The sequence below is a fragment of the Sphingomonas sp. genome, assembly GCF_017304615.1.
GTDB lineage: Bacteria > Pseudomonadota > Alphaproteobacteria > Sphingomonadales > Sphingomonadaceae > Sphingomonas.
Map to the genome: position 1 here is coordinate 1,100,588 of NZ_JAFKLZ010000001.1, position 13,308 is coordinate 1,113,895.

Below are 13,308 nucleotides of genomic sequence, written 5' to 3' on the forward strand. Positions count from 1 at the left end.
TTAACACAAGTCATCAGGTCGCTCGGCACTATTCCGACTAACCCAGGTCATGGAGAGCCGAAAATGCGTCCCGAAACGAAACAGGTTTACCTGTTACGACTGTCGGCTTTGTCATTACGCTCACGGTGGGATCAGCGCTTAGGATTTAGGCCCGTGCGAATGGCGTCTCACGATTTGAACGCTTAAGACTGGGCGGATGCGAAAACTTTCCGTCTCGGGCCAAACGCTGCCGCCGCTCGACAACACACTGGATTGGCGCCGCCGGGCGGCCAAGCTCTTGGCGAAGGGCGATCGCAAGGGCGCCGCCAAGGCATTCCAGCGCTATATCGCCGCGCCGATGACGCAGCCGCTTTTGCGCAGTGCTCAGGCGTCGATCGCACGACGCGATTTCGCCTCGGCCGAGTTCTTGCTCGACCAACATCTCGCCAGCGATCCAGACGATCCCGCGGCGCTGCATTTGCTCGGGCAGGTCGCGTTGGCGACCGGCAAGTTCGGCGCAGCGGAGGCGGCGTTGCGCCGCGCGATTGAAATCGTGCCCGCATTCGCCGAAGCGCGCTATCGCCTCGCCTTGGCTTGCCTTTCGCAGGGTAAGTTCGATCTCGCACTGGCCGAGGCCGATCACTTGCTGCGCACGGCCCCCCGCCACCTCGACTATCTCCGGATGCGGGCGGCGGCACAACTCGGCCGGGGAGACGCGGTCAAAGCTGCCGAAACCAATGCGGCACTGGTTCAGGCGCATCCCGGACGAGCCGATCTGTTGCTCGCTTACGGTAATTCGCTCCGGCCGCTGCGCCGCGCGAAGGATGCCGCCGCCGCCTATCGCGGCGTCATCGATCTGGCGCCACATATGGGCGAGGCCTGGTGGCAACTCGCCAACATGAAGATCGCCGCGCTCGATGACGAAGACGTCGCGACGATCCGGACGATCCTCGCTTCGGATGCGCCGTCCGGTGACGATCGGTGCCATTTGAATTTCGCCCTGGCGCGCGCGCTCGAGGATCGCGGGGACTACGGCCCGGCCATGGAGGCCTATCGCGTCGCCAATCGCGAGCGGCTGCGCATCCAGCCCGAAGTGCCGGGCATTACCGGTGCCGAACTGGCCGATCGCGCGATTGCGTTGTTCACGCCGGAGTTTCTGGCAGCGCATGAGGGGATGGGCGATCCGTCGCGCGCGCCGATCTTCATCCTCGGCATGCCGCGCAGCGGATCGACGCTCGTCGAGCAGATTTTGGCGGCGCATCCCCAGATCGAAGGAATGCAGGAACTACCCGAGCTCGGCCTGGTGGTGCGTACGCTCGATAATGGCGGCCATCCGGGCGCGGCAGCTTATCCCGAAAGCCTCGCCGATTGCGGGCCGGATCGGTTACGCGCCCTCGGGGCGGAGTATCTGGCAGGCGTCGCCGCCAAGCGCCGCACCGATCGCCCGCATTTTCTCGACAAGCAATGGTCGAACTGCCTGCATGTCGGGCTGATCAACTTGATACTGCCCAACGCGCGGATCATCGACACCCGCCGCGATCCACTCGCCTGTTGCCTGTCGATGTTCCGCCAGCATTTCGCCAGGGGCGCGTCGTTCACTTACTCCATCGACAGCCTTGCCCAGACATATCGTGCCTATGACCGGCTGATCGCCCATTTCGATGCCGTCCGCCCCGGGCGGATCAAACGCATCCAGCTCGATCACCTGATCAGCGACACCGAAGCGACGGTGCGCGATTTGCTAGATCACCTGGAACTGCCGTTCGCGCCCGAGTGCCTGCGCTTTCACGAATCCGACCGTCCGGTATTCACGCCGAGCGCTGAACAAGTACGCCGGCCGATCAATCGTGACGCGGATGCGCTGGTGGCGGGATTCGCGCCCTTCGTGGATGATCTTCGCGCCGCCTTGGGCAATCTCTTCGCCGCATCCTGACGGCTTTTTACGCTAGAAGCGGCGCCGTTTCCTACGCGGCGGACCGTGCATGACGCAGACAGGCTTTCGCGCTTTAAAGAAGCGTTGGCGTGCGTCGTGCTATGCGGCCACTATGTAGGCGGCGATGTATGGGATCGATCAACCGATGACGGCGCGGGTTTCCGGCAATCGCGCGCAGCCTCCGCTCACGCACCTGCAGCGGCTGGAAGCGGAGAGCATCCATATCCTGCGCGAGGTAGTGGCCGAGGCGGAGCGCCCGGTCATGCTCTATTCGGTCGGCAAGGACAGCGCGGTGATGCTGCACTTGGCGAAGAAGGCCTTTTATCCGGCGCCCCCGCCCTTCCCGCTGCTTCATGTCGATACGACCTGGAAATTCCGCGACATGTATGCCCTGCGCGACAAGGCGGCGCGCGATGCGGGGATGGAGTTGCTTGTCCATCAGAACCCCGAGGCCGCCGCGCGGGGGATCAATCCGTTCGACCATGGGGGGCTCCATACAGATATGTGGAAGACCGAGGGTCTGAAGCAGGCGCTCGATAAATACGGCTTCGACGCCGCGTTTGGCGGCGCGCGGCGCGACGAGGAAAAGAGCCGCGCCAAGGAACGGGTATTCAGCTTCCGCTCGGCGAGCCATCGCTGGGACCCGAAGGCGCAGCGGCCCGAACTCTGGAACCTCTACAACGCGAAGAAGGCCAAGGGCGAAAGCATCCGCGTCTTCCCGCTGTCGAACTGGACCGAACTCGACATCTGGCAATATATCGATCTGGAGGGGATCGAGATCGTCCCGCTTTATTTCGCCGCGCCGCGCCCGACGGTCGAGCGCGACGGCATGCTGCTGATGGTCGACGATGAACGCTTCCGCCTCGCGCCCGGCGAAGTGCCGGTCGAACGCTCGATCCGTTTCCGCACGCTTGGCTGCTATCCGCTGACCGGCGCGGTCGAGAGTGAGGCGGCGACGCTGCCCGACATCATCCAGGAAATGCTGCTGACGACCACCAGCGAGCGCCAGGGCCGCGCGATCGACCACGACCAGGCGGCGTCGATGGAGAAGAAAAAGCAGGAGGGCTACTTTTGACCGCCGCCTTCCGCCCCGACGCGTTGATCGCGCAGGACATTCAAGCCTACCTGGCGCAACATCAGCGCAAGACGTTGCTGCGCTTCATCACCTGCGGGTCGGTGGACGACGGCAAGTCCACGCTGATCGGGAGGCTGCTGTACGACAGCAAGATGATCTTCGACGACCAGCTCGCCGCGCTGGAGGCCGACAGCAAGCGGGTCGGCACACAGGGTCAGGAAATCGATTTCGCGCTGCTGGTGGACGGCCTCGCCGCCGAGCGCGAACAGGGTATCACGATCGACGTCGCCTATCGCTTCTTCGCGACCGAGAAGCGCAAATTCATCGTCGCCGACACGCCGGGGCACGAGCAATATACCCGCAACATGGTGACCGGCGCCTCGACCGCCGACCTCGCCGTGATCCTGATCGACGCACGCAAGGGCGTGCTGACCCAGACGCGGCGGCACAGCTATCTCGCGCACCTGATCGGCATCCGCCACGTCGTGCTGGCGGTGAATAAGATGGACTTGGTCGGCTACGATCAGGCGACCTACGACGCGATCGTCGCCGATTATGCCAAGTTCGCGAAGAGTATCGGTATCGCCGCGTTCACGCCGATCCCGATATCCGGATTCAAGGGCGACAACGTCACCGCCCCCTCCCCCAACACGCCGTGGTATGTCGGCCCGAGCCTGATCGAGCATCTCGAGACGGTCGAACTCGACGCCGACGCCGACCGCGCCAAGCCGTTCCGCATGGCCGTGCAATGGGTCAATCGTCCCAATCTTGATTTCCGGGGATTTGCCGGGACGATTGCGGCTGGGACGATCGCGCCCGGCGACGCCATCCGGGTGCTACCTTCGGGCAAGACGTCCTCTGTCGAGCGAATAGTGACGTTCGATGGTGATCTGGATTTGGCGGTCGCCGGCCAGTCGGTGACGCTGACCCTGGCGGACGAGATCGATTGCTCGCGCGGCGACGTCATCGCGGTCGCCGACAACCCGCCGCAGGTCGCCGACCAGTTCGAGGCGACGATCGTCTGGATGGCGGACGACGCGCTGCTGCCCGGCCGCGGATACTGGCTGAAGCTCGGTACCCAGACCGTCACCGCACAGATCCACGCGCCCAAATATCAGGTCAACGTCAACACGCTCGAACAAATCGCGGCAAAGACGCTCGATCTCAACGCAATCGGCGTCGCCAACCTGGTGACCGACAAGCCGATCGTGTTCGAACCCTATGCCGACAGCCGCGAGCTCGGCGGTTTCATCCTGATCGACAAGCTGACCAACGCGACGGTCGCTGCCGGCATGCTGCACTTCGCCCTGCGCCGCGCCCGCGACGTCCATTGGCAATCGATCGACGTGACGCGCGCCGCTCATGCCCAGCAAAAGGGCCAGGAGCCGAAGGTCCTGTGGTTCACCGGTCTGTCGGGTTCCGGCAAGTCGACCATCGCCAATCTGGTCGAGAAGAAGCTGTTCGCGCTCGGCCGGCATTCCTACCTGCTCGACGGCGACAATGTGCGGCATGGGCTCAACAAGGACCTTGGCTTCAACGATGCCGACCGGATCGAGAATATCCGCCGCGTCGGCGAAGTCGCCAAGCTCATGACAGATGCCGGCCTGATCGTGCTGACGGCTTTCATTTCGCCGTTCCGCGCCGAGCGCGAACTGGTCCGCGCGATGCTACCGGCGGGCGATTTCGTCGAGATTTTCGTCGACACGCCGCTTCAGGTGGCCGAGGCGCGCGACGTGAAGGGCCTCTACAGGAAGGCGCGCACCGGGGAGATCGCCAACTTCACGGGCATCTCCAGTCCCTACGAAGCGCCCGAACGGCCGGACATCCGCGTGGATACCACTGCGGAAACTCCCGAGGCGGCGGCGGAGCGGATCGTCGAACATATCATGGGCGTCTGGAGTCCTGACCTGTGAGCGCGCCCACGCAGGACGACGCAGATTTCGCCGCGCGGATCGCGGAAGCGGCAGGGAAGCTGCTCCAGGAAGTACGCGCGTCGCGGGATTGGGAGCCGAAGGAACTCGGCAAGGCGGGCGATAGCGCCGCGAACGACCTGCTATGTCACGCGATCACCACAGAACGGCCCGACGATGGCTTGTTGTCGGAAGAGCGCAAGTGTGACGGTTCGAGGCTCCTGAAATCGCGAACGTGGATCATCGATCCGGTCGACGGCACCCGCGAATATGGCGAGGCGCGCGAGGACTGGGCGGTGCACGTCGCGCTCTGCGTCGACGGGGAGCCCGTGCTCGGCGCAGTCGCCTTGCCGGATGTGGGACTGGTGCTTCGCTCGGATGCTCCCCCTGCCCTTGGCCCCCTCAACGATCCGCCCCGCATGCTGGTCAGCCGCACGCGCCCAGCGGCCGAAGCCGTCGCAGTCGCGGAAGCTATCGGTGCGGAACTCGTTCCGATGGGATCGGCAGGTGCAAAGGCGATGGCCGTGGTGCGCGGGACCGCCGACATCTATCTGCATTCGGGCGGGCAATATGAATGGGACAGCGCCGCCCCGGTCGCGGTCGCGCTCGCCGCGGGGCTGCATTGCGCGCGGCTCGACGGCACGCCGCTCATCTACAATTGCGAAGATACATACGTTCACGATCTGCTGATCTGTCGTAAGGAACTGGTCGGCGCGGTGATGGCCGCGCTCGGCTGAGGGAGCGCGCATGCCCATCTACGAACTCGACGGCAAAGTCCCCGTCATTGGCAAGGGCGTGTGGATTGCGCCCGACGCGCATGTGATCGGGGAGGTCGTGCTCGGCGACGATGTCGGCGTGTGGTTCGGCACGGTAATCCGCGGCGACACGTCGCTGATCACGGTGGGGGACCGCACGAATTTGCAGGACGGCAGCATGCTGCATTCCGACCATGGCGTGCCGCTGACGATCGGTGTGGAGTGCACGATCGGCCACCATGCGATCCTGCACGGCTGCACCATCGGCGACCGCGTGCTCGTCGGGATGGGCGCCACTGTCCTGAACCAGGCGGTCATCGGCGACGAATGCGTGGTCGGCGCCAACGCCCTCGTGACGGAGGGCAAGAGCTTCGAACCGGGCAGCCTGATCGTCGGCAGCCCCGCCCGTAGCGTCAAGACGCTCGATCCCGGCAAGCGCGCGTTCCTGAAGCTCTCCGCCGATCACTATGTCGCGAACGCGCACCGGTTCGCGAAGGGCCTGAAGCGGATCGACTGATCCCGCCGTCACCCCGGCCTGGAGCCGGGGTGACGTTTTTTCAGACGAGAAAGCGAGATGCCGGATCAAGTCCGGCATGACGGGAACGAGGCTCTAGCTCGCCGCCCCGGCCCACCCCGCCACGCCGCCCCGTAGCCGATCGGCCACCGCCTTGCGGACGGCGATCTGCGACAGCGCACGCTTCGCGCCGCCGCGCGCCGTTTCGGGTTGCTTGGCGGCAAAGGCCTGAATTTTGCCGGGCATGGCGGGGTCGTTCGATCCAGCGCCCAGGCTCGGAATGAACGCCGCGCGAGAACTCGCCTCCAGCGCGCCGTTGACCAACTCCGCATTCGCAACCGCGAAATCGAACGCCAGGTCGGGGTGCCCACCGGCCACCGCACGCAGGATCGTCGGCTTCTGTTGCGCGGTCAGCACGTCGCCTTTGACCAGATCAAGCGCGCGCGCCGCCAGCACCGGGTCCTTCGCCGACCCGAGCAGCCGGACATATTCGTTCTTCACCACCGGATTGTTCTCCGCCTTGAACAGCGCGAGCAGGTCATCCCACTCGGCCGGCGTCGCGTTGGCGGCGAAGGTCGCCAGGATCGGCGCGCGGATCGCTGGCGGGATCGCCGACTGATCGGTCTTGAGTCGGGCGAAATAGGCCCGCGCACGCTTGAGCACCTCGGGATCGCCGGCGCGGCCCAGCCGTCCAACCAGATCCTCGCGCAAATTGGTGACGAGCGGCGATTCGCCCGCTCGCGCCTCATACCCGATCTTCGCCAGCACGGGTCCGAGCTTGCGGATCGTCAACGCATTGACCTGGGCGTTCAGCGGCGTGCCGCCGTAGAGTCCCGAAAGACTGCCGAGCTGGCCCGATACCAGCGACCATTCGAGCGGGCTCGCGTCAGCAGGCACCGCGTCGAGCGTTGCTGCATACGTGGCAAAGTCCTGATCGCCGCTCCGCGCCAACGCATAATCGTCGCCCAGCATGCCGAGCCGATCGGCCAGATCCATCTTGGCGTAATTCGCGACCAGCGCGGCATGCGGCTCCGCCGCGTAGCGAACGCGCGCGTAGCTGCCCTTCCCCAGATTGACGACGACTGGCGCGCAACCCTTCACCGTCACCGAATAGGGTTTGTCGCTTTTGACCAACGACGTCGTGACCGGCCCGCCGATGCTCGCAACGCGCAACGGCACTTGCCACTGCTGCGGCGTCTTCGACGCGGCATCGAGCCCGAACCGCCCCTGATCGAGCGTGACCAGCGTATTGCCGTTGGTGCACGTCGCACTGGTCACGGTGATCAACGGCACGCCGCCCTGCAGCGTGAAGTCGTGCGCGAACGACGCGACCGGCTTGCCCGACGCTTGCTCCAGCTCGGCCCAAAGCTGATCGGTCTGCGTGTTCCCATATTTGTATTTGGCCATGTAGCGGCGGATGCCAGCACGGAACGCATCCGGCCCGATCGTCGATTCGATCATGCCGATCACCGCCTGGCCCTTTTGATAGGTGATCGTGTCGAACGCCTCGCCGATCTGATCGACGGTCTCGACGTGGCGGATGATCGGATGGGTCGCCGCCGTCGCATCGAGCGCAAAGCCAGCCTCGCGATCCGACGACACCGCCGCATCACGCGCGAACCAGTCGGGATTGAGATCGGCCGACGCCTTGTTCTCCATCCACGACGCAAAACCCTCATTCAGCCACAGGTCGTCCCACCAGCGCATCGTGACGAGGTCACCGAACCATTGGTGCGCCATTTCATGCGCGACGACGACGAAGATGCGCTGTTTGTCGCTTTCGGTGGCGCGCTTCTGGTCGAACAGCAATTCGGGTTCGAAATAGAAGATCGCGCCCCAATTCTCCATGGCGCCGAAAAACTGGCTGGTGCCGGGTCCGGCGATCATGTCCAGCTTGGGCAGCGGATAAGGCTGGCCGAAATAGTCGTTGTAATAGGTCAGCAGGCGCTTGGCCGATGCAAGCGCGTAGTCGCCCTGATGCGACACGCCCTTGCGCGTGATGACGCCGATTTCGGTCTTGCCGGCCATCACCGTCTTGCGCTCCATGTCGCCCATGCCGAGGAACAGCAGGTAGCTCGACATGACCGGCGACTGTTTGAAGCTGTAGAGTTGCGTGCCGTCGGGTCGCGGGGTCACGACGCCCGGCATGTTCGAGAAAGCAAGTTGCCCCTTGGGCGCAACCGCCCGCAGCGTGAACTTCGCCTTGAAGCTCGGTTCGTCCCACATCGGCGCGAACCGGCGGGCGTCGGGCGCCTCGAATTGCGTCGCGAGCATCCGGGCCTTCGACCCGTCGTTGTTGGTATAGTCGATCGCGAAGAAGCCGGCGGCGGACTGGTTGATCTTGCCGGTCCAGGCGAACGCAATCGTATGGACCCCGACCTTCGCTGCCATGGGGAGCGTCAGCGTCACGCGCTGATTGGCGTCATCCAGCTTGAACGTCACCGCCTTGCCATCGACCGTCGCCTTGTTGATCGCGAGTTCGGCGGCGTTGAGCGTGATCGTCTTCGTCGCCGTCTTCACGTCGACCGTAATCGTTTCGCTTCCAGTGAAGGTCATCGCCCCCGCGTTGGGATTGATCGTGATGTCATAGGCGACCGGCACGACGTCACGGCCCAGTTGCGCGGCGGCGAGCGCCGGACTTGCGGTGGTGACCATCAGCGCGGCGGCGGCGGCAAGAAGCTTCATTGGGCGACCTTCATTCTTGGTGTGTTGCCGGGCCATAACGCCACGGCGGTGATTGGCAAATGGATTGATCCGGTCAGAATCGGCCGTGACGTACCGTCATTTCGAAAGGGCTTTTCTGTGGTTACGGCTGCGCTATGAACCTAGCATGAGCCTGCCGCCTTTGTTCGATCGCCTGCGCCTGCCCGTTATCGGGTCGCCGCTTTTCATCATCTCCGGCCCGGAACTGGTCATCGCCCAGTGCAAGGCTGGGATCGTCGGCTCCTTCCCCGCGCTCAACGCTCGGCCCCAGTCGCTGCTTGACGAGTGGCTGCACCGCATCACCGAGGAATTGTCGGCGCATAACCGCGACAACCCAGACCGGCCCGCCGCGCCGTTCGCGGTCAACCAGATCGTCCACAAATCGAACGACCGGCTCGAAGCCGACCTGATGACCTGCGCCAAGTGGCAGGTGCCGATCATCATCACGTCGCTCGGCGCGCGCGAGGAACTCAACACCGCCGTCCATGGCTGGGGCGGCATTACGCTGCACGACGTGATCGACGATCGGTTCGCGCGGAAAGCCATAGAAAAGGGTGCGGACGGGCTGATCGCGGTCGCGGCCGGCGCCGGGGGCCATGCCGGCCGGCTGTCGCCGTTCGCGATCATCCAGGAAATCCGCCAGTGGTTCGACGGCCCGCTCGCTTTGTCGGGGTCGATTGCCAATGGCGGCGCGGTGCTGGCGGCACAAGCGATGGGGGCTGATCTCGCCTATATCGGCTCGCCGTTCATCGCGACCGACGAGGCCAACGCGGTCGAGGGCTACAAACAGGAGATCGTCGAGAGCAAGGCCGCCGACATCGTCTATTCGAACCTGTTTACCGGCGTTCACGGCAATTACCTGCGCGGCTCGATCGTCGCGGCCGGCATGGACCCGGATAATCTGCCCGAAGGCGACCTCAGCACGATGAATTTCGGCGACGGCAATTCGAGCAAGGCCAAGGCGTGGAAGGACATCTGGGGGTCCGGTCAGGGCATCGGCGTGATCGACAAGGTCGAACCCGTCGCGGTGCGGGTCGATCGGCTGGAAGCGGAGTACAAGGCGGCGAAAGCGCGGATCCTGGCCTAACCGTGCTCCTGCGAAAGCAGGAGCACAGGGTCGCGCTTACCGAAAACTATCCTAGGCTCCTGCCTTCGCAGGAGCACGCTAATGGATCAAAAAGCCATCGCCAGCCGGGCCTGCATATGCTGCACAGGGCTGTCGGACGGTTGCGGCTCGACCTGCGCATCATCGAGCCGCGCGACGCGGCGATGAAGGTCGATGCTCGCGGCGATCAGCGTGCGGGCCTCTGCCGGCATCTGCTCGAGCACGGCTTCGTCGGTGACCGGCGCATCGCCCAGCCGGCGCGCCGGATCGAGCGCGTCGCGCGCGCTGAGCTCGCCCGCATCGACCGCGCGCTGAGTCAGCAGCCAGGCAATGATGTGCATCAGCCGCGTCGTCACCTTCAACGATTCGCAGGAAAAGGTAACACGCCCCAGCGGGTCGAGCGCTTCGCGTTCGATCCGTGCGCCTTGGTCGAAATAGCCCCGCGCCTCGTCGGCGAGCAGCATCGCATCGACATAGAGCGAGTCGATCATCCGGCGATGAATCCGCGCGTTGGTTACATCGGCTGCCATGTCGGCAACGTCGCCTGAATCGACCGCAGCCGCAAGGGGAACTCGCTGACTCCGCGTCCCAAATTCGATCAGGCGATTATATCCGGGATGAGCTGATCCTCCAGCATCGCGATCTCGTCCTTCAACGCCAACTTGCGCTTCTTCATCCGGGCAAGCTGGAGCTGATCGCTCGTACCGAGCAGCCGCAATGCGTCGATCGCCGAGTCGAGGTCGCGATGCTCGGTCCGAAGCGTGCCGAGCCGTAGGATGATCTGGGCCTCGTCCATGGATTCTCCACATTTCCCGGCACTTTTCCGATCATCGGCAAAACGACGCGGCGTGTCGATTCGCAAGCGAAATCGATGGCGACTTTTAACGCTTTTCGTGTTCTATTTGCTTCCCCCACTGAATGAAGGAGGTTGCTCCCATGCAGAACCCGCATCTTTCGGCTCTCGAGACGAAGCACAGCGTGCTGGACCGGCAGATCATGGCCGAGAGCCATCGCCCGGCGCCGGATTCACGCATTCTGGCGGACCTCAAAAAGCAGAAATTGCGAGTGAAGGAAGCGATCGCCTCGCTGTAACGGGCAAAGTGGGCGTCCTCGGCCCGCCCGGGGCGCCCGTTTTAAAAGAGCGGCTTTAACGGCTCGCTTTTCGTGGGTGCGCTCCGCGAGCTCACGGGCTTTCGCGCTTTCAGCGGATCGATCGGGTTGTCGAAGGCGATGCCGATCCGCCCCGCCGCGCTCCACGCGACTTGCCCGGTCACCCTGCCGACGCCGCGCAGGTCGATGTCGACCGGATTGCCGATGTCCAGCGGATGCGCATATTCCGCCATCAGCCCGCCCGGCGACAGGTTGCGCACGCGCACCTGGAGCGGCCCCGGCCGTCCGTGGATCGCAAGGTCCGCGACCAGGAACAGACTGTCACGCGACTTTGCCCGCTTCGCCGAATCGACGCTCAAATCGGGAAAAGTGTTGGGTGTGGAATCGTTCATGCGCCCTGCCCGAAACGGAAACGTCTCGCCAGCGCACGGATAAGGCCGAATTGTTGTCGAAAGGGTTAAAGCCGCGGCAGGGCTAATGTCCCGATTCAGTCCTCGCGGGACACCTTCTCGTTACGTTCGTGACGCTCCTGCGCCTCGACGGTCATCGTCGCGATCGGGCGGGCCTCCAGCCGGCCCAGCGAAATCGGCTCGCCAGTAACCTCGCAATAGCCATATTCCCCGTCCTCGATGCGGCGCAAGGCAGCGTCGATCTTCGCGATCAGCTTGCGCTGGCGATCGCGCGTGCGGAGTTCGATCCCCCAATCGGTCTCGCTCGACGCACGATCGGTCAGATCCGCCTCGCGCAGCGGTTCGACCTGCAACTGCGACAATGTGGTTTCGGCTTCCTTGAGGATCGCCTCTTTCCAGCGGAGCAGCTTGGTGCGGAAATACGCTTGCTGCCGCGGGTTCATGAACTCTTCGTCCGCGCTCGGACGATAGCCGTCGTCGGCGTCGTTCGCGGGCAGTTCGAAACTGGAATCTTCTAAGCGATTCAAAGCCGTTGCCATCCCCACTCTCCCGACTGACCCGTGGCGCCGCTTCTGCCGCTGCCCCGGGTCGCCCCGTGGGGCGGGCCTATAGCGATGCTCGGGCGGCTCCACAAGCAATTGACGACAGGCCGTTTCGATCGCTCCCGTCGCCGGCCCTCCGGGTATAGCAGTCCGGCTTTCGCAGCCCTGAACCCCATGGTCAGGAGCATGAAAGTAAAATCGAACAGCATCGAGCCACGGTGAGCGAGCGCCGTCACGTTTCACAATGAAACGTTAACTATAACTGCATCGCGACAGTCACGGCGAAAGACGTTTCCGTATCATTATTCTTGGTTAATGGCGTTGCACTTAATGTTTTGTTTCGCACTATGCCAATAGTGGCTCACCAGCTGCAATGAAGCATCACCGTCTCCGGTTTTTGGGGGATTGGGACGGTTAACGATAAGAGAGTGACGCGATGTCTGTTCGGATGGCCATGGCAAAACTTTGCGCCTGCGCTTGCGGCGGCGCGATCATCGGCGGGGGCGCCGTCAAGGTATCCGAAACGGCCAAGCCGCGCGCCGGGTACGCCAAGACGACATACAAGAAGCGCGTCGTCCGCACGACGCGGACCGCCTCGGCCCGCGCCGCACGCGTTCGCAAGGTCGTGACCACGACCACGACGGCCTGCCCGCCTGCGGTCGTCACCGTTGCCGGTGGCCCGCCGCTACCCGCTCCGCCGCCCTTCACGGGGTCGAGCGGTGATGGCGGCGCGGTAGTCGTCGGGGGTTCGGGCGGCGGTTTCGGCGGCGGCTTCTTCACTGGCGGCTTTTTCGGCGGCAGCGGCGGATCATCGGGCGGCGGGATCGTTGTATCATCGACCTCCTCGACCAGCGGCGGATCGACCAGCAGCTCGACGTCGGGCGGTTCCTCTTCGACCTCCTCCGGCGGCAGCGGCGGGTCCTCGACCTCGTCGTCGACCGGCGGTTTCTCGTCGGGCAGCACCTCGTCCAGTTCGTCGGGCAACGTCTCGTCCGCGTCGGGCGGATCGTCGGGCAACGTGTCGTCCGCATCGGGCGGCTCGTCTAGCTCCTCTTCGGGCAATGTCTCGTCGTCCTCGAGCGGCGACGTGTCCTCGTCGACATCTTCCTCGTCGTCGGGCAACGTCTCCTCGTCGTCCTCGTCCAGCGGCAATGTGTCGTCGTCGACCTCGTCCTCGACCTCCTCGTCGTCCAACGGCTCGTCGAGCTCGACCTCGTCGTCTTCGAACGGCTCGAGTTCATCCAATTCGTCGGCCAGCAGTTCCTCGTCGAG

The 13,308-nt window shown here is 64.2% G+C and carries 13 protein-coding genes; 7 read left to right on the forward strand and 6 right to left on the reverse strand.

Annotated elements, in window-relative coordinates:
* Positions 1-196: 196 nt before the first annotated feature.
* From J0J06_RS05540 to J0J06_RS05560, 5 genes are all read left to right on the forward strand, one after another.
* The gene (locus J0J06_RS05540) at positions 197-1,912 is read left to right on the forward strand and encodes a tetratricopeptide repeat-containing sulfotransferase family protein (RefSeq protein ID WP_294040325.1); all 1,716 of its coding nucleotides are present in this window, start codon (positions 197-199) and stop codon (positions 1,910-1,912) included.
* A gap of 124 nt (positions 1,913-2,036) precedes the next feature.
* Entirely contained in the window at positions 2,037-2,987 is a 951-nt protein-coding gene (gene cysD / locus J0J06_RS05545) for a sulfate adenylyltransferase subunit CysD (RefSeq protein ID WP_294040326.1), read from the forward strand.
* Entirely contained in the window at positions 2,984-4,900 is a 1,917-nt protein-coding gene (cysN, locus tag J0J06_RS05550) for a sulfate adenylyltransferase subunit CysN (RefSeq protein WP_294040327.1), read from the forward strand. The genes cysD and cysN overlap by 4 nt, the downstream gene beginning before the upstream one ends.
* The gene (locus J0J06_RS05555) at positions 4,897-5,634 is read left to right on the forward strand and encodes a 3'(2'),5'-bisphosphate nucleotidase CysQ (protein ID WP_294040328.1); all 738 of its coding nucleotides are present in this window, start codon (positions 4,897-4,899) and stop codon (positions 5,632-5,634) included. The genes cysN and J0J06_RS05555 overlap by 4 nt, the downstream gene beginning before the upstream one ends.
* 10 nt (positions 5,635-5,644) lie before the next feature.
* A complete protein-coding gene (locus J0J06_RS05560; protein ID WP_294040329.1) occupies positions 5,645-6,169 on the forward strand; it encodes a gamma carbonic anhydrase family protein in 525 nt (174 codons plus the stop codon).
* A gap of 93 nt (positions 6,170-6,262) precedes the next feature.
* On the opposite strand, the gene J0J06_RS05565 is transcribed toward J0J06_RS05560, so the two are convergent.
* Positions 6,263-8,851: a M1 family metallopeptidase gene (locus J0J06_RS05565; RefSeq protein WP_294040330.1), complete on the reverse strand. Its 2,589-nt coding sequence runs from the start codon at positions 8,849-8,851 to the stop codon at positions 6,263-6,265.
* A 145-nt stretch (positions 8,852-8,996) separates the two neighbouring features.
* Between J0J06_RS05565 and J0J06_RS05570 the strand changes: the two genes are divergently transcribed.
* The gene (locus J0J06_RS05570; RefSeq protein WP_294040331.1) at positions 8,997-9,956 is read left to right on the forward strand and encodes a nitronate monooxygenase family protein; all 960 of its coding nucleotides are present in this window, start codon (positions 8,997-8,999) and stop codon (positions 9,954-9,956) included.
* Positions 9,957-10,042: 86 nt separating this feature from the next.
* Here J0J06_RS05570 and J0J06_RS05575 read toward each other — a convergent pair whose 3' ends face one another.
* Together J0J06_RS05575 and J0J06_RS05580 are read right to left on the reverse strand one after the other, a co-directional pair.
* Positions 10,043-10,504, reverse strand: a complete 462-nt coding sequence (locus J0J06_RS05575; protein WP_294040332.1) for a DUF1465 family protein — start codon at positions 10,502-10,504, stop codon at positions 10,043-10,045.
* Between the two features lie 68 nt (positions 10,505-10,572).
* Positions 10,573-10,770: a DUF465 domain-containing protein gene (locus J0J06_RS05580; protein WP_294040333.1), complete on the reverse strand. Its 198-nt coding sequence runs from the start codon at positions 10,768-10,770 to the stop codon at positions 10,573-10,575.
* 140 nt (positions 10,771-10,910) lie between these two features.
* On the opposite strand from J0J06_RS05580, the gene J0J06_RS05585 reads away from it, so the two are divergent.
* Positions 10,911-11,066, forward strand: a complete 156-nt coding sequence (locus J0J06_RS05585) for a YdcH family protein (protein WP_294040334.1) — start codon at positions 10,911-10,913, stop codon at positions 11,064-11,066.
* Positions 11,067-11,107: 41 nt separating this feature from the next.
* Here J0J06_RS05585 and J0J06_RS05590 read toward each other — a convergent pair whose 3' ends face one another.
* From J0J06_RS05590 to J0J06_RS05600, 3 genes are all read right to left on the reverse strand, one after another.
* Positions 11,108-11,476, reverse strand: coding sequence for a PilZ domain-containing protein (locus J0J06_RS05590; RefSeq protein WP_294040335.1), 369 nt, complete (start codon positions 11,474-11,476; stop codon positions 11,108-11,110).
* A 95-nt stretch (positions 11,477-11,571) separates the two neighbouring features.
* Positions 11,572-12,033: an RNA polymerase-binding protein DksA gene (gene dksA / locus J0J06_RS05595; RefSeq protein ID WP_294040336.1), complete on the reverse strand. Its 462-nt coding sequence runs from the start codon at positions 12,031-12,033 to the stop codon at positions 11,572-11,574.
* Positions 12,034-12,450: 417 nt separating this feature from the next.
* The gene (locus J0J06_RS05600) at positions 12,451-13,281 is read right to left on the reverse strand and encodes a hypothetical protein (RefSeq protein WP_294040337.1); all 831 of its coding nucleotides are present in this window, start codon (positions 13,279-13,281) and stop codon (positions 12,451-12,453) included.
* Positions 13,282-13,308 lie beyond the last annotated feature (27 nt).

Bases quoted from the DNA above. Each gene is read 5' to 3' on its own strand.
- J0J06_RS05560 (WP_294040329.1), top strand. From the start codon at position 5,645: ATGCCCATCTACGAACTCGACGGCAAAGTCCCCGTCATTGGCAAGGGC.
- J0J06_RS05580 (WP_294040333.1), bottom strand. From the start codon at position 10,770: ATGGACGAGGCCCAGATCATCCTACGGCTCGGCACGCTTCGGACCGAG.
- J0J06_RS05565 (WP_294040330.1), bottom strand. From the start codon at position 8,851: ATGAAGCTTCTTGCCGCCGCCGCCGCGCTGATGGTCACCACCGCAAGT.
- cysD (WP_294040326.1), top strand. From the start codon at position 2,037: ATGTATGGGATCGATCAACCGATGACGGCGCGGGTTTCCGGCAATCGC.
- J0J06_RS05585 (WP_294040334.1), top strand. From the start codon at position 10,911: ATGCAGAACCCGCATCTTTCGGCTCTCGAGACGAAGCACAGCGTGCTG.
- J0J06_RS05540 (WP_294040325.1), top strand. From the start codon at position 197: ATGCGAAAACTTTCCGTCTCGGGCCAAACGCTGCCGCCGCTCGACAAC.
- J0J06_RS05575 (WP_294040332.1), bottom strand. From the start codon at position 10,504: ATGGCAGCCGATGTAACCAACGCGCGGATTCATCGCCGGATGATCGAC.
- J0J06_RS05590 (WP_294040335.1), bottom strand. From the start codon at position 11,476: ATGAACGATTCCACACCCAACACTTTTCCCGATTTGAGCGTCGATTCG.
- J0J06_RS05570 (WP_294040331.1), top strand. From the start codon at position 8,997: ATGAGCCTGCCGCCTTTGTTCGATCGCCTGCGCCTGCCCGTTATCGGG.
- dksA (WP_294040336.1), bottom strand. From the start codon at position 12,033: ATGGCAACGGCTTTGAATCGCTTAGAAGATTCCAGTTTCGAACTGCCC.